This is a genomic window from Myxococcus sp. CA033, assembly GCF_013336625.1.
Taxonomy (GTDB): domain Bacteria; phylum Myxococcota; class Myxococcia; order Myxococcales; family Myxococcaceae; genus Myxococcus; species Myxococcus llanfairpwllgwyngyllgogerychwyrndrobwllllantysiliogogogochensis.
Window position 1 is genome coordinate 75,425 of sequence record NZ_JABUMU010000031.1, and the last position, 26,514, is coordinate 101,938.

The 26,514-nt window shown below is 68.0% G+C and carries 19 protein-coding genes; 10 read left to right on the forward strand and 9 right to left on the reverse strand.

Annotated features, from left to right (window positions below; all coding sequences use genetic code 11):
• Positions 1–66 precede the first annotated feature (66 nt).
• A complete protein-coding gene (locus HUA78_RS41300; RefSeq protein ID WP_174478711.1) occupies positions 67–4,440 on the forward strand; it encodes a discoidin domain-containing protein in 4,374 nt (1,457 codons plus the stop codon).
• Between the two features lie 418 nt (positions 4,441–4,858).
• Complete coding sequence (locus HUA78_RS47590) at positions 4,859–5,335, forward strand: hypothetical protein (protein WP_174453829.1); 477 nt, start codon at positions 4,859–4,861, stop codon at positions 5,333–5,335.
• A gap of 31 nt (positions 5,336–5,366) precedes the next feature.
• Here the strand turns inward: HUA78_RS47590 and HUA78_RS41310 are convergent, their stop codons facing one another.
• The 5 genes from HUA78_RS41310 to HUA78_RS41330 all read right to left on the reverse strand — a co-directional run bounded on the left by HUA78_RS41310 (position 5,367) and on the right by HUA78_RS41330 (position 9,187).
• Positions 5,367–6,287, reverse strand: coding sequence for a type VI immunity family protein (locus HUA78_RS41310; RefSeq protein ID WP_254624185.1), 921 nt, complete (start codon positions 6,285–6,287; stop codon positions 5,367–5,369).
• The gene (locus HUA78_RS41315) at positions 6,284–6,934 is read right to left on the reverse strand and encodes a hypothetical protein (RefSeq protein ID WP_371745787.1); all 651 of its coding nucleotides are present in this window, start codon (positions 6,932–6,934) and stop codon (positions 6,284–6,286) included. Before HUA78_RS41315 ends, HUA78_RS41310 begins: the two co-directional genes overlap by 4 nt.
• A 280-nt stretch (positions 6,935–7,214) precedes the next feature.
• Positions 7,215–7,937 carry a YebC/PmpR family DNA-binding transcriptional regulator gene (locus HUA78_RS41320; protein WP_174453827.1) on the reverse strand — a complete coding sequence of 241 codons (723 nt, stop codon included), beginning with the start codon at positions 7,935–7,937 and terminating at the stop codon, positions 7,215–7,217.
• Positions 7,938–8,120: 183 nt separating this feature from the next.
• On the reverse strand, positions 8,121–8,528 hold the full coding sequence (locus HUA78_RS41325; protein ID WP_141640397.1) for a DUF962 domain-containing protein: 408 nt from the start codon (positions 8,526–8,528) through the stop codon (positions 8,121–8,123).
• A gap of 182 nt (positions 8,529–8,710) precedes the next feature.
• Positions 8,711–9,187, reverse strand: a complete 477-nt coding sequence (locus tag HUA78_RS41330) for a hypothetical protein (RefSeq protein ID WP_141640396.1) — start codon at positions 9,185–9,187, stop codon at positions 8,711–8,713.
• 262 nt (positions 9,188–9,449) lie between these two features.
• Between HUA78_RS41330 and HUA78_RS41335 the strand changes: the two genes are divergently transcribed.
• Entirely contained in the window at positions 9,450–10,709 is a 1,260-nt protein-coding gene (locus HUA78_RS41335) for a hypothetical protein (RefSeq protein WP_174478713.1), read from the forward strand.
• A 3-nt stretch (positions 10,710–10,712) separates the two neighbouring features.
• On the opposite strand, the gene HUA78_RS41340 is transcribed toward HUA78_RS41335, so the two are convergent.
• Entirely contained in the window at positions 10,713–11,483 is a 771-nt protein-coding gene (locus tag HUA78_RS41340; protein ID WP_141640394.1) for a bifunctional 2-polyprenyl-6-hydroxyphenol methylase/3-demethylubiquinol 3-O-methyltransferase UbiG, read from the reverse strand.
• Between the two features lie 55 nt (positions 11,484–11,538).
• Positions 11,539–12,000: a thioesterase family protein gene (locus HUA78_RS41345; protein WP_174478714.1), complete on the reverse strand. Its 462-nt coding sequence runs from the start codon at positions 11,998–12,000 to the stop codon at positions 11,539–11,541.
• Positions 12,001–12,098: 98 nt separating this feature from the next.
• On the opposite strand from HUA78_RS41345, the gene HUA78_RS41350 reads away from it, so the two are divergent.
• From HUA78_RS41350 to HUA78_RS41365, 4 genes are all read left to right on the forward strand, one after another.
• Complete coding sequence (locus tag HUA78_RS41350) at positions 12,099–12,785, forward strand: cupin domain-containing protein (protein WP_254624187.1); 687 nt, start codon at positions 12,099–12,101, stop codon at positions 12,783–12,785.
• 157 nt (positions 12,786–12,942) lie between these two features.
• Positions 12,943–14,628: a metallophosphoesterase gene (locus HUA78_RS41355; RefSeq protein WP_141640477.1), complete on the forward strand. Its 1,686-nt coding sequence runs from the start codon at positions 12,943–12,945 to the stop codon at positions 14,626–14,628.
• A 150-nt stretch (positions 14,629–14,778) separates the two neighbouring features.
• On the forward strand, positions 14,779–17,208 hold the full coding sequence (locus tag HUA78_RS41360) for an ABC transporter permease (RefSeq protein ID WP_174453822.1): 2,430 nt from the start codon (positions 14,779–14,781) through the stop codon (positions 17,206–17,208).
• Positions 17,209–17,468: 260 nt separating this feature from the next.
• A complete protein-coding gene (locus HUA78_RS41365; protein WP_174453821.1) occupies positions 17,469–18,785 on the forward strand; it encodes a hypothetical protein in 1,317 nt (438 codons plus the stop codon).
• Between the two features lie 174 nt (positions 18,786–18,959).
• On the opposite strand, the gene HUA78_RS41370 is transcribed toward HUA78_RS41365, so the two are convergent.
• Positions 18,960–22,268 carry an RCC1 repeat-containing protein gene (locus HUA78_RS41370; protein ID WP_174453820.1) on the reverse strand — a complete coding sequence of 1,103 codons (3,309 nt, stop codon included), beginning with the start codon at positions 22,266–22,268 and terminating at the stop codon, positions 18,960–18,962.
• 239 nt (positions 22,269–22,507) lie between these two features.
• On the opposite strand from HUA78_RS41370, the gene HUA78_RS41375 reads away from it, so the two are divergent.
• From HUA78_RS41375 to HUA78_RS41385, 3 genes are all read left to right on the forward strand, one after another.
• On the forward strand, positions 22,508–23,608 hold the full coding sequence (locus HUA78_RS41375) for an alkene reductase (protein WP_174478716.1): 1,101 nt from the start codon (positions 22,508–22,510) through the stop codon (positions 23,606–23,608).
• 591 nt (positions 23,609–24,199) lie between these two features.
• Positions 24,200–24,775: an imm11 family protein gene (locus tag HUA78_RS41380; RefSeq protein ID WP_174478717.1), complete on the forward strand. Its 576-nt coding sequence runs from the start codon at positions 24,200–24,202 to the stop codon at positions 24,773–24,775.
• Between the two features lie 18 nt (positions 24,776–24,793).
• The gene (locus HUA78_RS41385) at positions 24,794–25,192 is read left to right on the forward strand and encodes an immunity 49 family protein (protein WP_217442796.1); all 399 of its coding nucleotides are present in this window, start codon (positions 24,794–24,796) and stop codon (positions 25,190–25,192) included.
• 19 nt (positions 25,193–25,211) lie between these two features.
• Here HUA78_RS41385 and HUA78_RS41390 read toward each other — a convergent pair whose 3' ends face one another.
• Positions 25,212–26,342: a hypothetical protein gene (locus HUA78_RS41390; protein ID WP_174478719.1), complete on the reverse strand. Its 1,131-nt coding sequence runs from the start codon at positions 26,340–26,342 to the stop codon at positions 25,212–25,214.
• Between the last annotated feature and the right edge of the window lie 172 nt (positions 26,343–26,514).

A 26,514-nucleotide genomic window follows, 5' to 3' on the forward strand; every position in this document is an offset into this window, starting at 1 on the left:
CAGGCCACGCACCGTGTCAGGAGTCTGCTGACGCGGGTGTGTGCGACAGCGGTAGCAGTGGGTGTGATGGCGTTCGGCGCGGACGCGAGCGCCCAGGCCGGAAACCTCGCGCTCAACCGACCGACGGTGACGTCGTCCGCGGAGCCGGGACTCACGGGCAACTACGCGGTGGATGGAGATGGAGGCACGCGGTGGGGCAGCACCTTCACCGCGAACGAGTGGCTCTACGTCGACCTGGGAGCGAGCACCACCATCAGCCGCGTGGTGCTGACGTGGGAGACGGCGTACGCCATCGGCTACAAGGTGCAGACGTCCCCGGACGCGGCGAACTGGACGGACCTCCGCACCATCACCGACGGCGACGGCGGGACGGATGACCTGACGGTGTCAGGCACGGGCCGCTACGTGCGCATCCTCGGCACGGTGCGCGGCGCGGTGGACTACGGCTATTCGCTGTGGGAGTTCGCCGTCTACAGCGGCACGGCCACCACGGGCGACCTGGCGAAGAACCGTCCCGCCACGGCATCGACGGTGGAGGGCAACGCGGCCCACCTCACGCCGGGCTATGCGGTGGACGGCAACACGACGACGCGCTGGTCCTCGGACCCGCTGGACGGCCAGTGGATTCGCGTGGACCTGGGCTCGGCGAGGACGCTCGGCAAGGTGGTGCTGAACTGGGAGGGCGCCTATCCGTCGACGTATGCGATTGAAGGCTCGACGAATGACAGCACCTGGTCACCGCTCGCGACGAACATCACCGACGGCGCGCCGGGCCGCCGCGAAGTCACCGTGTCCGGCTCCGCCCGCTACGTACGCGTGCGCGGCATCACCCGAGGCACCGGCTACGGCATCTCCCTCTGGGACTTCGAGGTCTACGCGCCCGGTGACGGACCGCAGGAGCCGCCGCCGCAGACGACGAACCAGACCATCAAGCTGATGTTCCCGGAGCTGGCGTACGCGAAAATCAATGTCTCGCCCGCGCCCATCAGCGTCACGCCCACGCCGGAGGAAGGCAACACCACGCCGTCGGTGCGCAACCCGCCCGGGCCCTTCACCTACGAGCTGACCTTCGCTCCCAATACGACGATTACGCTCTCCAAGAATCAGTTCTCGCCCACCGCGCCCAACACGGACATCCGGCTGGCGGTGACGACGTCCACCGGCACGGTGCTGCGCGGGCAGAGCGTCACCTCGCTCGCGGTGCAGGGCGCGGAGTGGAAGGTCGAAATCTTCACCACGGGCGGGCCTCCGGACGGAAGAGACCGCACCATCATCCCGGACCCGTACCAGGCACCCGCGCCTCCCGCCATCGCGGGTGCGTTCGCCGTCGTCGCTCCGGCCAACAACGCCATGGTGACGAACACGCGCCGTCCCACGTTCCAGTGGGCCGCCGTCGCGGGCGCGGCCAACTACAAGCTGTATCTGAACATCAGCCGCGTCGACTACGACTGGATGGCCGCCGGCAGCCTGCTGGACCGCTACACGCTGATGACCACCACGACGGGCACGTCATTCACGCTGACGCAGGACCTGCCGGACCGCTGGACATACAAGTGGTACGTCGTGGCCACGCAGGCCAGCGGCGCCACCAGTCGCTCGGACTTGCGCCAGTTCAGCCTGTACCTGCCGGTCGTCGAGACGGCGGCGGACGGCGTCGCGCTCATCAACGGCATGCGCGACTTGAACAAGAACGGCGTCATCGACCCGTACGAGGACTGGCACAACCCCATCGCCACCCGCGTCAACGACTTGATGGCGCGGATGACGACGCGCGAGAAGGCGCTGCAGATGTTCTACGAGGCCAAGACCTTCCCCGAGGCGGGCTTCACCATGGGCCCGCTGAGTCCGGAGGACATCGTCAGCTTCCAGCGCGCCTCCGCGGGCACGCGGCTGGGAATCCCGAACGTCGACGCGGGTGACTCCATCCACGGCTACAAGACGAGCTGGCCCACGCAGCCGGCGCTGGCCGCCTCCAGGGATTTGGACACCGTCTACGAGCTGGGTGACATGCAACGCCGCGAGCAGCTCGCGGTGGGCAGCCGAGGCACCCTGTCGCCGCTGGCGGAGGTGGGCACCAAGGTCCTCTATCCGCGCATCCAGGAGGGCAACGGTGAGGACGCGGACCTGTCGGCGGGTCTCACCCGCGCGCTCATCGCGGGCCTGCAGGGCGGTCCCGAGGTGAACCCGCACTCCATCTGGGTGACCACCAAGCACTGGCCCGGCCAGGGCGCGGGCGGCGAGGCCGGAATCACCTATGACGGCACCACCATCCACTACCACATGCGTCCGTGGCACGCGGCGCTGGAGGCGGGCACCAGCGGCATCATGCCCGGCTACGCGGGGAGCTGGCTGTTGGGCCCGGAAGGCTACGGCGCCGGTGACAGCGTGGGCATCCTCAACTACCTGCGTGTGAATCTCGGGTACCAGGGCGTCATCTGCTCGGACTGGCTGCCGTCGGGTGCGTGGACGCGCTCGGCGACGGCGGGCTCGGACGTCATGGGCGGGGCGAATCCCGCGCAGATGGGCGACTTCGAGACGGCGGTGCCCATCGCGCGCATCAACGACTCCGTGCGCCGGATTCTGGACCTGAAGTTCCGCCTGGGCATCTTCGAGGACCCGTACCGCAGGGGCCTCGCGGGCACCTCCGAGTGGCACACGGCGGACCACAAGGCGCTGGTGCGGCGCGCGGCGCAGAACGCGATGACGCTCTTGAAGAACGACGGCGCGCTGCCGCTGCGACTGGGCGCGGGCTCGAGCATCGTCGTGGCGGGGCCTTGCGCGGATGCGGGCCCCTGCATGGTGACGTGGCGCTCGGACTTCCACGGCACGGAGTTCGGGGACCTGACCATCTACCAGGCCATCAAACAGCGCGCCGAGGCGGCCGGCATCACCGTCTACAAGGACAACGCTCCGGCGGGAGTCACGCCCAACGCGGCCATCGTCGTGGTGGGCGAGAGCTACTTCACCCACGGCACCGAGTGGGACAAGGAGAAGCCCTACCTGCCCGGAGACCCGATTGGCCCGGCGCATGATGCCAAGTGGGGCAACCAGTACGGCCTCATCACCGGCTTCCGCGCGCGCAACATCCCCACGACGACGGTGCTCATCCTGCCGCGTCCGTACGTGCTGACGAACGTCGTCCCGCAGACCAACGCGCTCCTGGTGGCGTACCGGCCTGGAGACTCGGGAGGCCCGGCCGTGGCGGACATCCTCTTCGGCGACGTGTTCCCGCGCGGCAAATTGCCGTGGCAGTTGCCCAGGGGCATGGACCAGGTCGGCACCGACGTGGAGAACAACCAACTGGAGCAGTGGGACATCCCGTTCGACTTGGGTGCCACCGCCGCCGAGCGGGCGGCCATCAAGTCTCGGATTGCCCAGGGCCTGCCCATCCTGCCCATCTATGGCAACCCGCTGTTCCAGTACGGCGCGGGCATCCAGGGCTTCGGGCTGACGGATGCGACGCCGCCCACGGCGTTCACGTTGCAGACGCCGGCACCGGGCTCCACCATCACCACGCGGCCGAACTTCACGTGGACGGCGAGCAGCGACCCGCAGACGGGCATCCAACGCTACGAGGTGTTCCTGGACGGCAGCCCCTTCCCTGTCGCGACGACGCGCACGAACTCCGCGCCCGTCATCAACGCCGCGCTGGGCAACGGCGCGCACACGTGGTTCGTGAGGGCCTACAACTGGGCGGGCGGTGTCACGCAGTCCGCCACGGCGACCTTCACGTTGAACGACACGGCGCCTCCGGCGGCCTTCGCGGCGCTGCTGCCCGCGGCGGGCGCGGCGGTGCCGGGTGCGTCGACGACGTTCATCTGGGAGCAGACGACGGACGTGGGCGCGGGCGTGTCCAGGTACGTGCTCGTGGTGGACGGCACGGACCGCGCGCCGGACGTGACGCCGAAGGCCTACGTGGGCACGTCGACGAACCTGGCGCTGGCGAAGAACGTCTCCGCGACGTCGTCGGAGTTCGGCAGCCCCAACGACGCGGTGGACGGCAACGTCACCGCCACGCGCTGGTCCAGCCGCACCGACGTGGCCAGCCCTGACACGGAGTCCATCACCGTGGATCTGGGCGGCGTGTATTCCATCAAGCGGGTGAACCTGTTCTGGGAGGCGGCGTACGGCAAGCAGTACGCCATCGAGGCCTCCGTGGACGGCACGACGTGGAGGGCCGTGTACACCGAGGCCAACGGCAATGGCGCGCAGGATGACCTGCTCAACCTGAGCGGCGTGGGCCGTTACGTGCGCATGCGAGGCATCCAGCGCGCCACGGGCTATGGGTACTCGCTGTGGGAGTTCGAGGTGTACGGCGTGGGGACCGAGCAGACGACGCTGACGGGCCTCGCGGCGGGCAGCCACACGTGGCGGGTGCGGGCGGTCGACGGAGCGAACAACACCACGCTCTCCAGCGGCCCCATCACCTTCACCAAGTAGTCGGCCCGCACCGGGACGAGGGGAAGACGGCGGCTGACCTCCCGGCCGTCTTCCCTTCGCGTGTCGGGGCAAGCCCTGGTGCCAATACTCACAACGAAGCAGCACGGGCTCGCTCATGGCGAGCGCCCGGTTCTCCGAGCCGCGCTTCTTCCGGATGCATGTGACACGGCAGCACCCGGTCAACTGTCGTACAACCGACGCCACTCTGTCCCCATCGCGTCGCGTGACAACCTGTCACGACACCCTGTCACCCGTGAATCCGCGACGCGTGACAGGAGGGGTCTTCGCCAGGCCCGCAAGACAACGCGGGCCCGCCCCGGCGCGACGCGGCCCCGAGTGAAGACAGACACGCGCACGTCCCTGGCATCGAGCTTGCTCTTGTCTCCTTCACCCTTCACGGGGGAGGAGGCAGGACACGATGAAGCACAAGACTTTCCGGCGGTACGCGTGGTTCCTCTCTGGCGCGCTCATCCTCGCGGGAGCACTGGTCGCAGCACGCACGTTCCATCTCTTCACCAAGCCCCCGCTCGACGATTCCGACTCGAGCGTGGACATCCGAAGCGTGGGCGAGAACGCCTACGAAATCACCAGCAAGGACCCGCTCGTCGACACGTTGCAGCCCCGGCACTCGGAGATGGCGATGCAGGCCCGCATCGTCCCCGCCTTCAAGGATGGCAAGGCGCAGGGCTTCAAGCTCTTCTCCATTCGCGAGGGCTCGCTCTACGACAAGCTTGGCTTCCAGAACGGCGACGTCATCCAGCGCGTCAATGGAATCTCACTCGACACGCCAGAGAAGGCGCTGGAGACGTACGCGCTCTTGAAGACCGCCCGCCGGCTGGAGGTGGACCTGCACCGCGACGGAGCCCCGCTGCACAAGGTCTACGACGTGAAGTGAGCGGCCACGCCAAGGCCCGACGATGAGCGAGTCAGGGGCACAGTCTGCGAAGCCAGCGGTGCCACATCGCCGTATCGAACGGGGGCCAACTGGATTTCTCTTCGCCGAGGAAGGGTTCGAGAACACGCGCCAGCTCCCGGTACTGGACCGGGACGGACTGAGTCTCCGTATCGATGGCATCAGGCCACTCGCCCAAGGTCAGCAGCACGCGTTCGGACGCCATCCTCTGGAAGGACAGCTCTGGCATTCCGAGCCGCTGCTGGAGGGACTCAAGCCCTCCGAGCTGCGCGAGCAACGGCTCGCCCAGAAACGTCAGCCAGTAGGCGCCACGAGCCTTGGTGCCAATGTGCCTGCTCGTCTCTCCCATGTGATGGATGTCCAGCCCGAGATAGCGACTCAGGGTGTCCAGGAGCTGCCTCCGCACGGAGAACCAGGCTCCCGGGCGGCAGTTGAGCGCGAGGCTGGCATAGCCAAAGCTGAATGGCAGCTCACGCGCGATGTCGAGGGCCAGGGCACGGAAGTGACCTGGGCCATGTGACAGGAGGTACTCGGTGGGGAACGAGAAACAGATGCCGCTCGTGGCGCCGTCATCCTGGTCGAAGAGCGGCGCATCGAGCTTCCGGCCGTCGTACTCGAAGTGGTAGCCCCCTGCACCGCTTTCGAACTCGGACAGTTCGACGAGCCATTCGATTCCCCAGGCACGCTCGACCATCTGCTCGCGGATGTGCTTCCAGCCCGCCTCATCCAGCGGCAGGGTGTCCCCATCATCCGCGCCATACCAACCCAAGGCCTGGGGAGGAATCGCTCGCCGATAGTGCTCCAGCGCGCGCCACACCCCGGCGGCCACGTCCCGATGAGAATGGCGCATGAAGAAGCAGAGGACGAGCCCCTCGCGAACCACCAGGTCCCCGCTCGCATTCGTCACACGGATGACCGGAAGCGCTTCCCTCATCGAGTCATACCCCATCGAGGCGAGACCATGACCGCCTCTCCCTGCAGAGCTTCCTGGTAGATGCGTCCCTGGTTGGAGCCGGCATAGGCGCTCTTCTCCCCATAGAGTGTCCATCGGGGTTCATTCGTGTCGGGACAAGGGAACTTGAAGTCCAACGTGAGCGCGGACCGCAGCAGGTTCGAGTCGGAATGCAGGACGAGGTCCGGCTTGATGGTGCGCCACAGCTCGCGAGTACACCCTTGTGAGACAAGCCGAGCCTCCTCCTCCTTGCTGACGGTCTCCAGCAGCCGGGCATGGGGATAGAAGCGATATCTCTGCTCGATGCTGAATGGCGCGGGCCAGCGCTGCTCCAGCACCTGCTTCGCACATCGAAGCGCCAGCGCATGCTTGCGTTGCCCCAGGAGCATGGCCCGGGTGATGCGTTCGCCGCAGCCATCCACTTCCACTTCCTCACCACACTCCTGCCTTGTCGGAGCCCGATGACCAAAGAACTCCAGGTTCACCAGGCGCTCGGCCTGATGAGCACATTCGACAAGTTGCTCCTCGAGTTCGTCCACTGCGTTGTCATTTCCTAGCAGCGTCACCAGGAACGGGACCAGCCCAGCAAGGATGGAGGATGATGCGTGCGTGGCCGTGGGAGCGAGCACGCGCGCTCCCTGTCTCGCCACCGCGGAAGCATGGCGAATGCGCGCGGCGGTCTCCGTATCGAACCGCAAGTCCTTGGACGCCGCCTGGTGTGCACTCCCAGCACAAGCCAGGAGCGAGGCTGTGGCCAGGAGCAGGAGCGCCCGTTTCCAATGTGGGTTCCGAGGAACAAGCACGGGCGCCTCCAGAAGTTGGGACGAACTGCTGGAGCAGGCCCAACACAGGCCCGGAGACGGGGACGCTCGTGACGAGCGCCCACTCCCTCCCGGGCCCACGGACCACTCAACCCAGGTTGTGGAAGACGCGCTGCACGTCGTCGTCCTGCTCCAGCGAGTCCACCAACTCGAGGACCTCGTTGGCCTTGTCCTCGGGCAGCTCGATGAGGTTCTCCGCGATGTACTCGGAGTCCGCCGAGATGGGCGTCAGGCCCTTGGCTTCAATCGCCGTCTGCAGCTTGCCGAAGTCGGAGAAGTCGCACCGGATGATGAGCTGCTTCTCGCCCTTCTCACCCGTGCCCTCGCCCAACTCCTGGAGGCCGTGGTCGATGAGCTCCAGCTCCAGCTCGTCCTGGTTGAGCCCCTCCGGGTTGAGGCGGAAGACGCCCATCCGCTTGAACATGAACGCGACGCTGCCCGCGTTGCCCATGTTCCCGGAGTACTTGTTGAAGCGCATGCGCACGTTGGCCACGGTGCGCACGACGTTGTCCGTGGCGGTCTCCACCAGCAGCGCGATGCCGTGGGGCGCGTAGCCCTCGTAGAGGACGATTTCGTACTGCGTCGCCGTCTGGCCGCTGGCGCGCTTGATGGCGGCCTCGACCTTGTCCTTCGGCATGTTGGCCGCACGGGCATTCTGGAGGACCCGGCGCAGCGTGGAGTTCGTGTCCGGATTGGGCCCACCGGACTTCACCGAGATGGCGATGTCCTTGCTGATCCGCGTGAACACCTTCGCCATCTTGTTCCAGCGGGCCATCATCGTGGCCTTGCGCGTCTCGAAAATGCGTCCCATGGGTCGATGCGACTCTTTGGTAGGGGGGCGTTGAAGCGGTGCGGCCAATCTAGCGCAACTCGGGTGGGGCGCCCGCGCTTCGTGTGCGGGGCGGCGGCCTACCCGGCGCTCGGTCCACGAAACGGGCGGGCGGCGACCTCCAGGCCACCGCGCCAGTCCCATCCCAAGGGCCCTGCGAATGACTCAGCGCGCCTGCTGCGCGGGAGCCTGGGGCTGCGCCTGCTGCGCGGGCGTGAGGCTGTTGGCCCCCGTCCCCTGCTCGCCGTTGGCGAAGGCCCGCTCCATGTGGGCGTCGAGCTGCCCCACCGCCATCAGCCCCGCCATCCGGAAGTCGGAGATGAAGGACCAGAGCGGGTACTTGAAGCTCGCGGGCTTGTTGCGCTCGATGAAGAAGTGGCTGAACCACGCGAAGCCGTAGGCGGCGACCAGGGCGGCCGGCACCAGGGCCCCGCGTCCGGTGACGATGGCCGCCACGCCCGTGGCCAGTCCCAGACTGGTGCCCACGAAGTGGAACCGTCGAGTCACGGGCAGTGAGTGCTCGCGCAAGTAGAACGGCCAGAACTCGCCATAGGTCTGGAGGGGCTTGGGCATGGAGTGAAGTTGTGTCCAGGCAGGGGCATCCCGTCAACCCGCTCCAGGTCGGAGCGTGAAATCAGGGCCCTCGACGGCCCCCGAGGGCATGGCCAGCGAGCGGGCAAGCGGCCCCCTGGTGCGCATTTCCCGACAGGTGGGCCCCCTCCCCCGCCGGGGACGACCGGACTCCGAGCCCGGGGCTACTTCTTCACCTTCTTCGCGGCGGCGCGGAAGCACGCCTCGAACTTCTGGGTCTTGCTCTGGACCAGGCCCAGGTGCTTCATCATCGCCATCGTGGCGGAGCTGCTCCTGTCGCGGATCTCCGTATCCATGCACGTCATCGCCGCGTCCCAGCGCGAGCACATGCCCGTGTCGCTGAAGAGGTTCTGGCCCTGGATGCACTTGTCGAGGAGCGGCAGGAACCCCTTCACCGTCGACTGGGCACACGGCATCAGGTGCTTGTCGAAGCAGGCCGACGCCTCCTTGAGGAAGCGCTCCGGGAGCGGCTTCTCACCGACGACGGCGCACACCTTCGCCCGGTCCTCTTGAATCGTCTTGAAGAGCGCCAGCGTGGTGGACATGGTGGCCCCCGCCACCTCGGGACATTGCTGGGCCCGTGCCCGCAACGGACAGATGGCGATGACGGCGACGAACAGCACTCCCGCGAATCTCGACATGTCGTGCTCCTGGTGCCCCGCCCACCAGAGGGTGCCGCCGTGGACGTCCGGGCGTTCTCCTGAAGTTCTAGCGCCAGGGACAGCACTAGAAAAAGCAGGAAAACCAGTACCTCTGGTATGAGGGCTCGCGGCCTCTTGGGACGGCTTCTCGCCCCCCTCGTCGCCCCTGGCGCATGCCGTCGCTCCACAGTTTTCCGCTCGTCATGCATCGCGAGACGGGCCCTCTCCACCTCGTACACGGGTCGTGGGAGACTCGGAGCTGATGACGGATTGGATTCCCAAGCCGAACCCCCAGGTGGACCTGCGCTCCCTGGTGCTCAGCGCGGAAGAAGGCTTCGTGCTCTCGCGGCTGGATGGAGCGACCGCCGCGCGGAATCTGCCCGCCCTCACCGGTCTGCCGCCCGAACGACTCCAGGGCATCCTCACGCGACTGGTTTCGCAAGGCGCGCTGCTCCCCGCCGCGCAGCAACCAGCGCCCGCCGCCGCGAGGAGTCCCACCGCGAGCCCCACGCCGCCCCTCCCCGGCACCTCGAGGCCCCTGACCACGATGCCCCCAGGTGGAGCCTCTGCGGGAGGCCCTGTTGTCACGGCCTCCTCCGGCGGCTCGGCGCCCGCACCGCGCACCGCCTCGCCCTCCACGGTGAGCCCGGGCTACGAGCCGCTCGCCGCACCCGCCACGGAAGCCTCGTCGCCGGACGACGAGGAGCTGCCGATGCTCGACCTGCTGCCCCAGGAGGCGGAGGAGCCCGACTCCTCGGAGTCCGGAGCCCATGACGGCGAGGCTCCGGAAGAGGACACGGAGGACGTGCCTGAAGTCGCGCTGGGCAACTTCCGCCAGCTCTTCGAGACGCGGTTGCATCCGCAAACGGAGGATCAACGCGTGGCGCTGGCTCGCGCGTGTGAGGACCCGGAGCTGTCCGCGCTGTGCTTCGACCCGCTGCCTTCCGTCGTCAAGGCGGTGCTGGAGAACTCTCGTGTGGGGCTCGCGCATGCGCGGCTCATCGCGCGCAACCACCGCAACCCCGTGGGACTGGAGGCGCTCTGTGGCCGCGCGGCCTTCATGGGGGACACGGGCGTGCGCCGGTGGCTGGTGCGCAATCCGCAGCTGCCCTCGGGACTCTTCCGGCGCCTGTGGAGCTCGCGGCGACTGATGGAGCTGTACAAGGTGACCATCGACCGCGACGTACCAGAGGGAACGCGGCGCTCTTCACGCGAGGTCCTCCGTCAACGCTTCACCACCGGCCCCGCCGAGGAGAAGGTGGAGCTCATCCTCAACACGGAAGGCCGAGCACTCGCGTCGCTCATCGGCATGTCCGTGGACGGCAAGACGGCGTCTCTCTTGTGCGGGCGCACGTATCGCTCACCGATGCTCATCCAGAACATCGCCCGCTGGAGCGCGGCGCCACCGCCCCTCATCGCGCACCTGTTGAAACAGGAGGCGGTGCGCCGCCAGCCTCAGTTGCGCATGTTGCTCACGCGCCACCCCAATGCTCCGGCGGACGTGAAGCGCGGCGGAGGCTGAACCTCACGGCCTGCGCGCGGTGAGGATGGGCTGGTGGAAGCCGGTCTCCTCGGGCGAGTACCAGCGTGTATCCATCAACCCCGCCCGGGTCAGCGCGCGCTCCACCTCCACGCGCTGGAGGGCCCGGTAGACGCCGGTGTGCTCCGTCGCCTGCCAGCCCGCGCCCTCGGGACGGAGGATGAACTGGTGCACCTTGTACGTGCGGCCGTCGGCGGCCCAGTCCCAGACCTGAAACAGAATCCGGCGCCCCTCGGGGGCATCCAGCACGCGCTCCGAGGTGAAGCGCGGCTGCTGCGCCATCAACAAGTCGTAGTCGCGCACGCTCAGCGCCAGCATGCCGCCCGGCTTCAGCTTGGAGGCCATCGCGTGCGCCGCGGCATCCAGGTCCTCGTCGGTGAGCAGGTGCGGCACGGCGTTGTCGAAGGCGAGCACCAGGTGGAAGGTGCCTGACACCTGCGTGTCCAGATGCCGCATGTCCGCGACGCCCGTGGTCAGCGTGATGCCCATGGCGCGCGCTTCGCGCTCGGCGCGAGCCACGGCTGCGGGGCTCAAGTCCGTGGCATGGACGACGTAGCCTCGGCCCGCGAGCCCCAGGGCCTGGGTGCCGATGCCGCACGCGCAGTCCAGCACGCGCCGAGGGGGAGGCTCTCCACAGCGGCGCAGCAGCGCATCCAGCGCGGCGCCCTGCCGCTCCACCGACTGCGCCCAGTTGACGAAGAGCAGGTGGTACTCCTCCGCCAGCCCCTCGTAGAACCCGAGCACGGAGTCACTCATGCGCACGGGCTCCGTGAGCACAAGTCCCGTCTTGGAGTGAGTCGCTCCGGAGGTCTCATGTCCCGAACGACCGTCCCTCCACGGCCTCGATGGCGGCGCGCAGGTGCGAGGGCACGGGCACGGTGTCGTTGGTGACGTAATTCAGGGTGACGATGACGGCGGTGCCCTTCGTGTAGAGCACACCGTCCTCCTCGCCGAACACGGCGTGCTCCAGCGTGACGGACGTCGTGCCGATGCGGGAGACGCGCGCGCAGGCCACGAGGCGCGCCGGGAAGACGACGGGGCGCACGTATTCGGCCTGGGTGGCCTTGAGGATGGGGCCCACGCCGCCCGGGGCCCGGGTCTCTCCCGTGCCCGACGGGCCCGTCATTCCGATGCGCACCAGGTAGGAGATGCGGGCGGACTCGAACCACGTGAAGGTCCGAGCATTGTTGGCGTGGCCGAACGCGTCCATCTCACTCCAGTGCAGGGTGAAGGGGACGGCAACGGGGAAGTCCTGGGAGGTGAGGTCCGCCATGTCGGGCAGGGTGCCCCAGTCGAGGCCATGAGGGAACGAAGAACACCGCCTGCCTGCCCTCCAGTCAGGGGCCGTGGCCGTGATAATCCAGCAACACGATGAGTCCACGACTCCAGATCTCCGCGCTGGCCCTCATGGGGCTCGGTATCGCCACTCCAACCTGGGCCGGCGAGCCCGCGCCCCAGACATCGCCCGGTGTGAGTTCGCCCCGTCCGACTGTCGACACATCGCGAGCCACCGCCGCGCCGGGCGCGAAGCCCACGCCGCCCGCCGACACGCGAAGCGCTCACGCCTCGAGCCCCACCGCCGCGCCAGGCGCGAAGCCCACGCCACCCGCCGACACGCGAAGCGCTCAGTCCTCGAGCCCCACCGCCGCGCCGGGCGCGAAGCCCGTGCGACACCGCGTCACCACCGCCGAGGCCCCGCGTCACATCATCGCCGGAGGCAAGGGCCGCGCGACGCTGTTCCTCAACGAGGGCACGGGCGCCACCGCCGCCTCGCTGACGCTGCTGGAGCTCCAGCCCGGAGGCGAGGTCCCCGAACACACGCACGACACGAGCGTCGAGATTCTCTACATCGAGGAAGGCGCCGCGGACATGACGGTGTCGGGGCAGACGATGCGCGTGAGCAAGGGCGACGCGGTCTACATCCCCGCGGGAGCGAAGCACTCGGCACGCGTCGTCTCTCCAGGCGCGCCCTTCAAGGCCGTGCAGGTCTACGCCGGCCCCGGACCCGAGCAGCGCTTCACCCAGGGCCCGAGGGAGAACATCCCCCATGGCAAGTGAGCGGGATGGGGCGGCGGCGCGCAAGGACGGCGAGGCACCCGCGACACAGTCCGCGAAGGTGACGACGGGTGAGCGTCCTCACCTGGTGGAGTCGAGAAACGAAGCCGCGCTCATCTCCGACAGCGGCACGGCGACGAAGCCTCGGCGACACGCGGGCATGGTGCGTTGGCTGCACCCGGCCCAGCTGTTGCGCACGGGCCTGGATGCGCTCGTGGCGGCCGTGTTCGGCGCGCGCGCGGACCATCGCCTCATCGAAGCGGTGGTGCGTCCGCAGGAGCCCTACTTCGACTACTCGCAGGAGACGCTGCCCGACGGCGACTTCTGGCTCGACTACGTCGCGGACACGGGAGACGGCTGGGACTCCACGTACACGGTGGCGCGACTGCTGGCCCTGCCGGAGCTGAAGCTGACCGTGCGAGGACAACCCAGGGCGGGCGAATACGACACGAAGCGTGGACGCGTGCTCGTCTCTGGCGGCGACGGCGTCTACCCCGGCGCCAGCCGTGAGACCTACGAGGAGCGGCTGATACAGCCGTACGAAGCGGCCATGCGTCGCTCGGTCGCACCCAATCCGGACCTGTTCGTCATCCCGGGCAACCACGACTGGTACGACGGCCTGTCTTCCTTCATGCGGCTGTTCTGCGCGAACCGGTGGATTGCCGGACGGCGCACGCGGCAGAGCCGCAGCTACTTCGCGCTGAAGCTGCCGCACCGCTGGTGGCTCATCGGCACGGACGTGCAGCTCAACAGCGACATCGACGTGCCGCAGGTGGAGTACTTCCGGCAGGTGGCGGAGAGCATGGGCCCGGAGGACCGCGTCATCCTCTGCAACGCGGAGCCGGCGTGGATTCTCGCGGCCACGCAGCGACGCAAGGGCAGCTACCTGGAGAACAACCTGGAGTACCTCCAGGAGAAGGTGCTCGGCCGGCGCATCAGCGTCTTCCTCGCCGGAGACCTGCACCACTACCGGCGCCACGAGGATGCCGCGGGCCGGCAGAAAATCACGGCGGGCGGAGGCGGCGCGTTCCTGCACCCCACGCACGCGCCCAAGGCGCACGTGCTGCGCGACGGGTACAAGCTGGAGAAGAGCTTCCCGGACGAGCGCACCTCGCGGAAGCTCGCGCGAAAGAATCTGTTCCTCATCCGCTACAGCCCGCTGTTCGGCTTGATGACCGGGGCGCTGTACCTGCTGCTCGCGCTGGCGGCGTACGCGGAGGTGGGCTCGCTGGGCGTGGCTCAGCTCGGCGACGTCGTGATGGCGGTGGCCAACAGCATGGTGAGCCGTCCCTGGACGATGGTGCTGGGGCTGGGCACCATCGGCGGGCTCATCGGGCTGGCCGACGCGGCGTTCGGGAAGTGGCGGTGGTTGGCGGGCACGCTGCACGGACTGGGGCACATCCTCGCGGCCTTCTTCGTGGCCTGGGGTGGGACGTACATCGCGGTGAGCGGGCTGGGCATCTGTCCGGAGCTGACGCCCGACGGACTCAACTGCACGGCGGGCTGGGCACACCTGGCGGGCAAGTTCCTGATGTCCTCGGGGCTGACGTTCCTGGGCGGCTTCCTGGTCGGCCCCTTCGTCATGGGGCTCTACCTGTGGCTGAGCGTCAACGTCTTCGGGGCGCACTCGAACGAGGCGTTCATCTCGCTGGCGCTGCCGGACTGGAAGAACTTCCTGCGCCTGCACATCAACGAAGCGGGGCACCTCCTGGTGTACCCGGTGGGAATCGAGCGGGTGCCTCGCAAGTGGAAGCAGGTCCACGCCGGTCCCCATGCGCCCGCGTACGAGCCGGATGACTCGAAGGCCACGCCGCCCGCGCTCATCGAACCACCCCTGCGCGTCTAGGCCGTTTTCCCTGGAGGCGGACGTGCCACCTCCGAACGCGGCCGTCCCACAAGCGCACAGTGGATGAGGCTCCCCTGACGACGCACGTCGTCACTTCGCGCCCTTGAGTCGGGGCGTCGGGTTGGCACGCGAATGGCTTTGAGGTGGGGCATGCCCTCTTTCATCCAGGACCTGCGCCACGGCGCCCGCTCACTGCGTCGCAGCCCCGGCTTCACGCTGGCGACGGTGCTGGCGCTGGCGCTCGGCATCGGCGCGAACACCATGCTCTTCAGCGTGGTGAGCGCGCTCCTGCTGCGCCCGCTTCCCCTCCCTGGAGCGGACAAGCTGCTGTCGGTGTGGGGGCAGGATACGCAGCGGACGGACCGGAACACGGGCCTGTCGCGGCTCGACGCGGAGGACCTGCGGCAGAAGGTGAAGTCCTTCGACGGCTTCGTGGCCTTCGACGTCAATGGCGTCACGCTCACCGGTCCGAACCTGGAGCCCGAGCGGGTGGAGGCCGCGGCGGTGTCGGAGGACTTCTTCCGCGTGGCGGGGGTGAAGCCCCTGCTCGGTCGGGTGCTCATCGACGAGGAGTTCCTGCCCAACGGCGCACGCGCGGTGGTGATTTCGCACGGGCTGTGGAAGCGCCGCTTCGGGGCGGACCCGCGCGTCCTGGAGCGCATGGTGGAGATGGAGGGAAACGCCTACCAGGTCGTCGGGGTGATGCCGCAGGGGTTCGACTTTCCGAGGGAGGGCGCCAGCGAGCCGCTGGGGCTCTGGGCCTCGCTGGCCTCGCAGGACTTCATCCGTGACAACTGGGACAGCCGAGGCACGCACCTGCTCGTGGGCATGGCGCGGCTGGCGCCCGGAGCGACGGTGGAGCAGGCGAACGCGGAGGCTCGCTCGGTGATGGCGGCGCTGACGCAGGCGTATCCGGACTCCAACCAGCGCACGAGCGCGACGGTGATGGGCTTGCAGGCGCGGCTGTCCCAGGACACGCGCCGTCCCGCGCTGCTGCTTCTGGGTGCGGTGTCGTTGTTGCTGCTCATCGCCTGCGTCAACGTGGCGCAGTTGCTGCTGGCGCGCGCGCTGGCTCGGCAGCAGGAGTTCGCGGTGCGCACGGCGCTGGGAGCGGGTCGGCTCGCGTTGGCGCGGCAGTTGTTGGCGGAGGGCTCGTTGCTGGCCGTCACGGGCGGAGTGTTGGGATTGCTGTTGGGAACCTGGGGCACGGATGCGCTGAGCGCGCTCCTGCCCGAGTCCGTGCAGCAGGTGCAGACGGTGAGCGTGGACGGACTGGCGCTCGTGTATACGGCGGGGTTGGTGCTCGCGGTGGCGTTGTTGTGCGGGTTGGCGCCGCTGGGCACGGCGGTGAAGGCGAGCCTCGGCGGTCTGCTCCAGAGCACACGTGGCACGAGCGCCAGCAAGTCCGCGTTGCGCTGGCGCGCCGTGCTGGTGTCCACGCAGGTGGCGCTCGCGTTGGTGTTGCTGGTGGGGGCGGGGTTGTTGGTGCGCAGCGCGCAGCGACTGGCGGCGGTGGACCCGGGCTATCGGTCCGAGAACGTGACGCTGATGCGGTACAACCTCCCGGCGGCGCGCTACACGGGCGAGACGATGGCGACCTTCTACGCGCGCTTGCTGGAGCGGGTGCGCGCGCAGGCGGGCGTGGAGGCGGCGGCGCATGTGACGCCGGGCGTGGTGACGGGCGGAGGCATCAGCCTGACGATGGACATCCCGGGTCGGCCCACGGCACCGGGCGAGCAGCAGGACACGAGCTACCGGGCGATGAGCGACGGGGCCTTCGCGACGCTGGGGATTCAGCTGAAGCGGGGCCGGGACTTCACGACTCAGGACACGTTGACGTCGCCGCCGGTGGTGGTGGTGAACGAGTCCTTCGCGCGGCGCTTCTTCCCTGGGGAGGAGGTGCTCGGCAAGCGGGTCATGATTGGTTACGGCGACAAGGTGGAGCGCGAGGTGGTGGGGGTGGTGGGAGACGTGCGAGGGCGGGCGCTGGACAGTCCGGCGGAGCCGGAGCTCTACGCGCCGCTGGGGCAGACGCCGTGGCCGGGGACGACGCTGATGGTGCGCAGCCGCCTGCCGATGGAGAGCGTGGCGGCGGCGGTGAAGGCGGAGATGGCGCAGCTCGACTCGCAGTTGTCGATGCGCAAGCCCACGACGCTGGAGGCGAACCTGGAGCGCTCGGTGGCGGACCGGAACTTCCAGCGGGTGTTGCTCCTGGCCTTCGCGGTGTCGGCGGTGGCGCTGGCGTCGCTGGGTATCTACGGGTTGATGGCGTACAGCGTGGCGCAGCGCAGGCGGGAGCTGGGCATCCGGCTGGCGCTGGGAGCGATGCCGGCGGACGTGGTGCGGCTGGTGATGAAGCAGGCGCTGCGGATGTGCGCGGTGGGCCTGGGTGTGGGATTGCTGCTGGCGCTGGCGATGTCCCAGGTGCTGGAGGGCATGCTGTACGACGTGAGCGCGACGGACCCGCTGACCTTCCTGGCGGTGCCGGTGCTCCTGCTCACCGTGGTGGCGCTGGCCAGTTGGCTGCCCGCGCGCCGGGCCTCGAAGGTGTCGCCCGGCGTGGCGATGTCCGCGGACTGAGGCGCTGACCTGACGGCTCGAGGCTCTCCACCCCGCGGGCCGAGGTGGACCCCGCGCCGACCTGAGAGGAAACATCGTTCCATCAGGTGCGAGCCCGGGCGACAGCGGCTCACCATCGGGTTGTCATCTTTCAGTCCGGCCACGCTCAGCACTGCGCCGGCTCCTCCTGGATTCCCCACGGTGGGAAGTCATTTTCCCACCCCCGTCGGGCATACGCCTTGCTGTGCATCTGGCGGCAGCGAGATGCCCTGGGAGGGTGGATGCGCGGTGGGTGGCGATGGGCGACGGCAGTGGGCATGGCGGTGTTCCTCGGCGCATGCGGTGACTCCTCCGACGCGGACGACATCGATTCGCCTGATGGCCCGGGCCCCTGGCCCACGGACGCGGTGAAGGACTACGCGGCGTCGTTTGGCATTGGCGCCGGTGTCCAGAGCATCGGCGTCGACGAAGGGCACAACATCTGGCTGCTGAAGGGCGCGGAGATTGGCGTGCTGCGTCCCGGCGACACGGCCCCCACGTGGACGCGCGGCGTCGGACAGGCAGCGGAGGGCTTCGGTCGGGACAAGAAGGCGCTCGGCGCCACCGTCATCTGCGGTGGCGAGGCGGGGCGCGCCTACGTGGGCTACCACACCTACGAGCTTCAGCCCGAGGTGCCGGAAAAGCCCCACGCATACATTCCCCTGGAGGGAGAGCCTCACTACTCCGCGGAGCGCTTCGCGGAGTACCAGAAGGGTGACCTGGACGCGGTGCGCCTGGGGTCCGACGGCAAGGTGGAGTTGGAGGAGCACCTGTGGCGCAGCGCGGGCGTATCCGGCGGCAAGCAGCAGCTCGGCCTCCGCAACACCAATGACTTCCACTACGACGAGGACCGCTCGGTCCTCACCTGTCAGCGGGTGATGCGCGGGAGGGACCGGGGAGATGTCTACATCGGCACCAACCACGGCGTGACGCTGATTCGCGGCCTCACTTACAACAGCCACCGTCACGCGGCCTGGTATCGCGAGACACCGCGCGAGGACGGCAGCGTGTCCCAGTCGCTCCAGGCGGGCTTCAACTGGGGGCTCGGACTTGGCCCCGACGGTGAAGTGCTGGTGGCCAATGACTGGCTGGTGGGCATCCTCGAGCCCAATGGCGTGCTGGAGGACTTCGACAAGGAGCGCACCTGGGAGGGCCCGGTGCCCTGGAGCTACAAGGGACACAACTCTCAGCTCAACAGCCTGGAGGAGTTCGACCACTGGCGCGCCGTTGCTCGCACGAAGGCGGGTGCCACCTGGGTGGGCAGTCGCGACTTCGGCCTGTGGCGCATGGAGCAGACGGACCGCTCCAGTGCGAACTACACGCGCATCACCGCCCTGCCCTCCGACAACGTGACGGCGCTGGCGGCCACCGACGAGGGCATCGTCTACGTGGGCACCGATGACGAGGGCCTGTGGCGCATCGAAGAGGACGGCGAGACGCTCACCCGCGTGGACTCCGTGAATGGAAAGCAGGTGCTCCAGCTCGTGTACGACCCCACCGTGGCACCCGCCATGCTCTACGTCCTGACCGACGCGGGCCTCACTGTGTTGCGGGAGTAGCGAGACGACCTCCGACCTTCCCTTGCAAGGCATCGCGCCACGGGCAATGCAGCCAGGTCCCCTCCAGGCGAAATCAAGCAAGGCTTCAATCGGGACCAGAGCAAGTCGGCGAGCCACACCAGCCGCACCACCGCGCCGCGCGTCTTGCAATGACGCGCGACGCGGCGTGAAGACTCACCAGACCTGCACGGGAGCGGCCCGGATGAGTGACAATCCGGTGCCAAGCTGTCCATTGGCGCTACCGCCCCAGGACCAGAGGCTCCGGTCCGCGAGGATGGCGTGGGAATGGTCTCCTCCGGCGGCGACCGCCACGGCGGTACCGAGCGCGCTCACTCGCGCGGGCAGGAGCTTCGACGTGGACGGGACGCCATCTCCCAGCTGTCCCTGCTCATTGCGTCCCCAGGACCAGACCAGTCCTCCCACCGTGATGGCGAGGTTGTGATTCACACCCGCCGCGATGGACAACACTCCAGTCAGCACCTTCGTCTGGACGGGGATGAGCTTGCCGACCGTGGTGCCCTCCCCCACCTCTCCGTAGGAGTTGGAGCCCCACCCCCACACCGTCCCGTCGGACTTCAAGGCCAGGACATGGCTATTTCCCGCCGACACGGCGGTGATGCCCGTGAGCCCCGGCACCTGGACGGGCAGCGAACGCGGCACCGTGGAGTTGATCCCCAACTGCCCCTGACTGTTGGCGCCCCAGGTCCACACCGTCCCGTTCGCCCTCAAGGCCACCGAAAAAGAGTTCCCCGCCGCGATGGCAGTCACCTGCGTCAGCCCCTGCACCTGGACCGGCTGGGAGCGCAGGGTCTGCGTCCCGTCCCCCAGCTCTCCATATCCATTGCCCCCCCAGGCCCACACCGTCCCATCTTCCGCCAGGGCCATGCTGTGCGCGGACCCCGTGGAGATGGACAGAAACCGGGTCGAGGGCATCACCTGCACGGGATTGAAGCGCTGGGTCCGCGTCCCGTCTCCCAAGGTTCCACTCGAGTTCGACCCCCAGGCCCACGCCGTTCCGTCTGACTTCAACGCCAGCGCATGGGAATACGCCATGGAGACAGCCACCATCCCCGTCAGCCCAGGCACCTCGATGGGCTCCGGCCGGGTGAATCTGCTTCCGTCCCCCAACTGCCCCCACGTGTTCACGCCCCAGGTCTGGACCTTGCCGTCCGGAGTCAATCCCATCGAGACCTGAGTGGCCGCGGCCACCCCACGCGAGCGAAGCACCAACGAGGGAACAGGGCTCGCCTTCCTGTCGGTCACCCCATCACCAATCTGGCCGTAATAGTTGTGCCCCCAGGACCACAGCGTCCCGTCGTCCTTCATCACCAGGGCATGCGTCCCGCCCGCCATCAGGGACCGGACATTGGACACCCCCGGAACCTGCGCGGGCAGCGGCCGCGACGCGGAGACGCCCCCGCCCAGTTGCCCGAGCGAGTTCCCGCCCCACGTCCACACCGTCCCGTCCGCCTTCAGCGCCGAGGAGAACGCCCCATTCGCGGACACGGCGACCACCCCCGACAGCCCCACCACCTGGGCCGGCGCCATCCGCGACACGAAGGTGCCATCCCCCAGCTGCCCGGAATCGTTGTTGCCCCAGGCCCAGACCGTTCCATCCGCCTTCAGCGCCACGGAGTGGCTGTTGCCGCCCCCCACGGCCACCACGTCCGCGAGCCCCTGCACCTGCGTCGGGGCCACCAGACCCGGTCCAATCGGCTCCTCGGGGTCCAGCTCCATCGGGAGCGTGCTGTTATAGCCCCACGTCCAGACCGTGCCGTCGGACTTCACGGCCAACGAATGCGCCTCACCCGCGGCGATTGAAACGATGCCCAACAGCCCCGGGACATAGGTGGGCAGGGTCCGGTTGAGTGCCGTCCCATCGCCCAACTGTCCGGCGGAGTTCGCACCCCAGGACCACACCGTGCCGTCCGCCTTCAACGCCAGGGAATGACGGATGCCGGTGGCCACGGCCACGGCCACCAGAGGGCCTGGGACCTGGACCGGGAGCTTTCGCCAGGTCGTCGTCCCATCTCCGACGGAGCCGTAGCCGTTGTAACCCCAGGACCACACCGTGCCGTCTTCCCTGAGGACCACCGAATGCACTCCTCCGGCGGCGACCGAGCCCACCAGGGGCAGCCCCGGGAGCGTGACCTTGATGGGCCCCCAGCGCGACTCGGTCGACCCATCACCCATCTGCCCATACAGATTGCTGCCCCAGGACCAGACAGTGCCGTCCGCCTTCAACGCCAGGGAATGACTCTGCCCCCCCGAGGCCTCGACTCGCTCCAGCCACGCGCGCGTCGCGATGGGCACCGACTTCATCAGATACGTCCCGTCGCCCACCTGCCCGTCGCTGTTCGAACCCCAGGCCCAGACTTCGCCGCTCGCCTTCACCGCCACCGAGTGCTGTCCGCCGCCCGCCGACACGCCCCGGACCTGCGTGAGGCCTGGCACCTGCACGGGCGACAGCCGCTGGAGCATCGTCCCATCACCCAGCTGCGACCTCGCGTTGCTGCCCCACGCCCACACCGTCCCATCGCCCTTCAGCGCCACGGTGTGCTGCCCGCCGCCCACCACCGCCTCGACACCGCTCAGCGCCGGAACCTGCGTGGGGACGAGGCTCACGCCAGTCGACCCCAGGCCGAGCTGTCCTTCGTCGTTCTTGCCCCAGGTCCACACCGTGCCGTCCACTCTCAGCGCCACCGTGTGCGAGCCTCCGCCCGATACCGACGTCAGGCCCGTCAGGCCCGGGAGCGCCGCGGGCAGGGTGCGGCCCGTGAGGTCTCCGGTTCCCAGCTGTCCGTCCGCGTTGCCGCCCCAGGACCAGACGCGCCCATCCGCGGTCAGCGCCAGTGAATGGACATTGCCCGCGGAGATGGCCATCACCCCGGACAGGCCCTGCACCTGCACGGGCGACGTCCTTCGCGTCGTCGTCCCATCCCCCAGCTGTCCTGTCGCGTTGTTGCCCCACGCCCACACCGTTCCATCCGACTTCAGGACCAGGGAGTGGGAGAAGCCCGCGGCGATGGCCACGCCGTTCGTCAGTCCAGGCACGGGCACGGGCACGTGCCGCGAAGTCATACTCCCATCCCCGAGCTGTCCACTCATGTTGTTGCCCCACGCCCACACCGTCCCATCCGACTTCAGCGCCAGCGAATGCAGCTCACCCGCGCCGAGCGCCCGGATGTCGAACAAGCGCCACACCCGCACGGGGAACGGACGCGAGCGCGTCGTGCCATTGCCCAGTTGTCCGAAGGTATTGCCACCCCAGGACCACACCGTCCCATCCGAGCGCAGGGCCAGGGAGTGGTTGCGCCCCGCCAGCACCGTTCCCTGACGAGAGAAGCCTTCCGCGGCGCGCGCGGAGGCGGGCTCGGGTGTCGTCTCCTCCGGAGCACTTCCTGTGCATCCCCCCATCCACAGCGCGCACAGCAACCCGCACCACGCCGCGATGCCAGACATCCGTCTCGTGCCACGATTCATGAGTGAGTCCCCCTTTTCAAAACAGCTCGGGAACCAAGCACCCGTGAGGACAAAGAACAAGACCCCGAATGTCTCTCACGGCCTCACGGGCGTGAAAAACGTCTCGGGACTGGCTGACACGTGTGTCTCGGTTGCATCCAACCGCCAGGTCAATGGAGACCTCCAGGTTGGGGTTCGTGTGGTGACGGGAAACGCAGGCCGTTACGCTGCGCCTCCCCTCCTCCCCTCACGACACGAACATGCCTACTCTCTTCGACCCCATCACCGTGGGCGACCTGCGGCTCGCCAACCGAATCGTCATGGCGCCGCTGACGCGCAACCGCTCGCCCGGCGCCATCCCTCCGGACCTCGCCGCCACCTACTACGCCCAGCGCGCCTCCGCCGGGCTGCTCATCAGCGAGGCGACCGCCATCAGCCACCAGGCGCAGGGCTACGCCGACGTGCCCGGCCTGTACGCCCCCGAGCAGCTCGCCGCGTGGAAGAAAGTCACCCACGCCGTGCACGAGGCCGGGGGCCGCATCGTCACCCAGCTCTGGCATGTGGGGCGCGTATCCCACACGGAGCTTCAGCCGGGCAACGCAGCGCCCGTGGCTCCCTCGGCCGTCGTCGCCAACACCCGGACCGTGTTGTTCAGGAACGGAGTCCCCACGTTCGAGCCGACCTCCGTTCCTCGCGCGCTGGAGGTGGCGGAGCTCCCCGGCATCGTTCGTGATTACGCGCGCGCCGCGCGCGACGCCGTGGAGGTCGCGGGCTTCGATGGGGTGGAGATTCATGGCGCCAACGGCTACCTGCTCGACCAGTTCCTCAAGACGGGCTCCAACCAGCGCACGGACGACTACGGCGGAAGCATCGAGAACCGGGCCCGCCTGATGCTGGAGGTCACGCGCGCGGTGATTGACGCCGTGGGGGCCGGACGCACGGGCATCCGCCTGTCCCCCGTCACCACCGCCAACGACGCGTTCGACGCCAACCCGCAGCCGCTCTTCGAGTCCGTCGTGCGTGAGCTGGCGAAGCTCGGCCTCGCCTACGTCCACATCATCGAGGGGGCCACCGGGGGAGCGCGTGAGCTGGCGGACCGTCCATTCGACTACGCAGCGCTGAAAAAGGCGTATCGCGACGCGGGCGGAAAGGCGGCGTGGATGGTCAACAACAGCTACGACGGGGAGCTCGCGAGCAAGGCCGTCGAAGCGGGCGCGGACCTCGTCTCCTTCGGCCGCCTGTACATCTCCAACCCGGACCTCGTGCGCCGGTTGCGTGAGAACGCGCCCCTGGCCCGGCTCGACAAGACGACGCTCTACGGCGGCGGCGCCAAGGGCTACATCGACTATCCCAGCCTCTGAGCCGGGCGGCTCATCTCGGGGGACCTCGCGAGAAGGCGCTCTTCGCGCGGGGCCTCCGCCTCGGAGTCCTTCATCGCTGGAGGCGGAGCCATCAAAGATGCGCAGGTGGCGAATGCCGTCACGCGCCGCCTCCCACGTCGCCAATCCCAGCTCAACAAGCTCCCGCTGGTAGGACTTCCAGGCAGCCCGCCGTATTCAGCACTGCGAAGCGCGGAGAACTCCTTCCTCGCGAGCACCTGCTCGTGAGGTTCGGGCAACCACCCATCGTTCGCTTCCAGTCAATCATCACAGCGGGCAGAGCGTCCTTTTCCCGCGGGCGAATTGATTCTCCGTCGTCCCCCTTCGCCGACTCCCGCTTTGCATATACTCCGGGACATGATGGGACGACCCGGGCCTTCATCACTCCGAAGCAGCAACAAGCCAACCAGCCGGTGGATCCTCACATCTGGGACATTGGCCACCATGGCAACTTCGTCCCCCTCTACGACAATGGCGAGGGCGGCCATCACCCATACAAGCACAATTGGCATCACCTGATTGCCAACGACATGCTCTTCCAGGAGTTCTTCGACGACAGCAGGGGCGCATCAAGTGAACTACAAGATTCTGCGGGTCCCTCCGCGCGACGAACTGGGTTACCTCGAGCAGGAGACCCGGGGCGTGGCCCAGGCCTGGCGACTGGGAGACGGCGAGCCCATGGGGGACAAGTTCCCCAAGCAGGCTTCCTATCCACTCTCCAAGAAACACAGGGGGATGAAACTCACGGATTTCATCCCCAACAAGTTCTCGCGCCTCATCATCTCGGAGAAGGCGCGCAAGCTCCTGGAAACCGCGCCGGTCGATATCGAGTGGCTTCCCATCTCCATCATCGACAAGAAGGACCGCGTGGTCGACGCGCCCTACTCCATCGCGCACGTGCTGGGAACCGTGGATTGCGTGGACCTCGAGCGCTCGGAGTACGACCGCTCCAGCTTCTCGCCGGAGCAGTTCCTCGTCATCCGCCGCCTGCTCCTGCGCGAGGACAAGATTCCCGAGCAGCGCTCCTTGTTCCGCATCAAGGAATACCCCCGGGCCTTCATCATCCGGGAGGATCTGCTCGACAAGCTCACTGCCGCGGGAGTCACGGGACTGGATGTGCTCGAACTGGGCGCTCCCGTCATGCTCTGAGCCAATATCCACCCTGGGGTGAGCATGTCATCGGACCTGGAAGATGATTACAGGAACATCCGCTTCACCCTGGGCCGGCTGCTGGAGCAGGCGCTGGCCCGGTCTCAAGCTCCCGCTCGACTCAAGCTGTGCGAGGCCCTGCTCACCGGAGACGAGCAAAAGCTCGAGACGGCCTGGGCAGACCTGCTGCACGAGCGCTCGCGGGAACTCGCGCGCGAGCGTGGGAACCCGCGCGCGGATCCAGAGATGCTCCGGACGGAGGCTCACGTCTTCATCGAGGGAGTCGCACTCCTTCGGCTGGCAGGCTCATTGGGAATGCAAGTCCAGCACCTGACTGCCCCGGACATTCCGGAGTGGCTGCTGGCCAGTCCCCGGCGCCCCCGGCCCTCGGCCCTCGACTGGCGCACGCCCCCGTGAGTCCCCCACTCCACACGACTCAGGGTGCGCGAAGCTCCACCTGCGAGGACTGTTTCCCCAGCCATTCACCTCGCAGGTGGTTGTTGCCAACCTCCAGTCGCAGCTGCGCCACCGGGGTCCCGTCCGCATCCTGCTCCTGCAGGTCGAGCTTCCCGCCTTCTTCCTGGCCGTTCAGCTCAATCCGCTTGCGATATTTCTCGTAGAAGTACACGCCGGACACCGAGTCGGCGGACTGCTTCTCCAGCACCATGACAATCGGCTGCTTGCCGACACGACCGCGCAGCACCTGACCCAAGACATCGCCTGACAACGCCTGGCCTTCACCCAGCAGCACGCTCTTGCCATAGGCCGTCAGATGCGGACGCAGGGTGGCGTACGGCAGTGACAGGCTGACACCGCCTACGTCGTCGAGCGCGCGCGAGGCGTGGTTGCTGCAGCGCTCCGCCGTCAGAACGGCTGCCTCCGCTTTGAACTCCCAGCGCTCATCGAAGGAGGTCCTGGCGGACGCTTCCTCTGCATCCTGCGCATTGCTGGCCAGACACTCGCGATTGAGGGCGATGCGCGACTCCAGGTCGTCAAGCTTCTCGCTATCAGCTTTCTGCTTGCGTGACGCCTTCAGCTCCTTCTCATGCTTCACCATCTGCGCCCGGTAGACGCGCTGTTTTTCTTTCTGCATGCGTTTGCTCAGCGCCTGCACTCCGGCACGGGTGAACAACTCCTGCGGATTGAGCAGGCGGCCGGTCCGTGTGTCGAAGCTGAAGGCGACATGGTCCGTCTCGCAGTAGGCGCCGCAGACTTCGGCCTTGAATCCAATCGTGAGCAGCCGCGCATCGTTGCGCTTCACTCCGAACTCCTGACCGGCCAGGCCCGCCAGGTCGAGTTCCTGAGCGGGCAGTCGAGGTTCCGCCTTGGCTGGCGCCAGCGCCTTGAACCGGGCGATGAACAGGCGGTCATTGATATTGGAGGCCACCTCCGGCTTGTCGTGGGTGATGAACGGCATCTGGATGACGTCCTGCGGATAGGGGTGCTCCGCATCCGGCTTGGGGATGACCGTGAGCGTCGTCACCTTCAGGTCGGCCGCCTGGGTACCGCCCGCGAGCAGCGTGGCCAGAAGAGGGAGCAGCGCGAGACGTACGGGAAGACGCTTCATCGGGAATCCTTGGACATGGCGACGACGTCGGCATCCTGCCGCATGGAGCAGCCGAAGAGCAGCCCATGCACCACGTCGTGGACTCGCGCCTGGCGTTATTGCAGGCTTCACTCGCAGGCCGTGCGGGATATGACACTCCGACGGCCCTGCACGGCTTCACAACCGCCGTACC

Bases quoted from the DNA above. Each gene is read 5' to 3' on its own strand.
- HUA78_RS41300 (WP_174478711.1), top strand. From the start codon at position 67: ATGGCGTTCGGCGCGGACGCGAGCGCCCAGGCCGGAAACCTCGCGCTC.
- HUA78_RS47590 (WP_174453829.1), top strand. From the start codon at position 4,859: ATGAAGCACAAGACTTTCCGGCGGTACGCGTGGTTCCTCTCTGGCGCG.
- HUA78_RS41310 (WP_254624185.1), bottom strand. From the start codon at position 6,287: ATGAGGGAAGCGCTTCCGGTCATCCGTGTGACGAATGCGAGCGGGGAC.
- HUA78_RS41320 (WP_174453827.1), bottom strand. From the start codon at position 7,937: ATGGGACGCATTTTCGAGACGCGCAAGGCCACGATGATGGCCCGCTGG.
- HUA78_RS41325 (WP_141640397.1), bottom strand. From the start codon at position 8,528: ATGCCCAAGCCCCTCCAGACCTATGGCGAGTTCTGGCCGTTCTACTTG.
- HUA78_RS41330 (WP_141640396.1), bottom strand. From the start codon at position 9,187: ATGTCGAGATTCGCGGGAGTGCTGTTCGTCGCCGTCATCGCCATCTGT.
- HUA78_RS41335 (WP_174478713.1), top strand. From the start codon at position 9,450: ATGACGGATTGGATTCCCAAGCCGAACCCCCAGGTGGACCTGCGCTCC.
- HUA78_RS41340 (WP_141640394.1), bottom strand. From the start codon at position 11,483: ATGAGTGACTCCGTGCTCGGGTTCTACGAGGGGCTGGCGGAGGAGTAC.
- HUA78_RS41345 (WP_174478714.1), bottom strand. From the start codon at position 12,000: ATGGCGGACCTCACCTCCCAGGACTTCCCCGTTGCCGTCCCCTTCACC.
- HUA78_RS41350 (WP_254624187.1), top strand. From the start codon at position 12,099: ATGAGTCCACGACTCCAGATCTCCGCGCTGGCCCTCATGGGGCTCGGT.
- HUA78_RS41355 (WP_141640477.1), top strand. From the start codon at position 12,943: ATGGTGCGTTGGCTGCACCCGGCCCAGCTGTTGCGCACGGGCCTGGAT.
- HUA78_RS41360 (WP_174453822.1), top strand. From the start codon at position 14,779: ATGCCCTCTTTCATCCAGGACCTGCGCCACGGCGCCCGCTCACTGCGT.
- HUA78_RS41365 (WP_174453821.1), top strand. From the start codon at position 17,469: ATGCGCGGTGGGTGGCGATGGGCGACGGCAGTGGGCATGGCGGTGTTC.
- HUA78_RS41370 (WP_174453820.1), bottom strand. From the start codon at position 22,268: ATGAATCGTGGCACGAGACGGATGTCTGGCATCGCGGCGTGGTGCGGG.
- HUA78_RS41375 (WP_174478716.1), top strand. From the start codon at position 22,508: ATGCCTACTCTCTTCGACCCCATCACCGTGGGCGACCTGCGGCTCGCC.
- HUA78_RS41390 (WP_174478719.1), bottom strand. From the start codon at position 26,342: ATGAAGCGTCTTCCCGTACGTCTCGCGCTGCTCCCTCTTCTGGCCACG.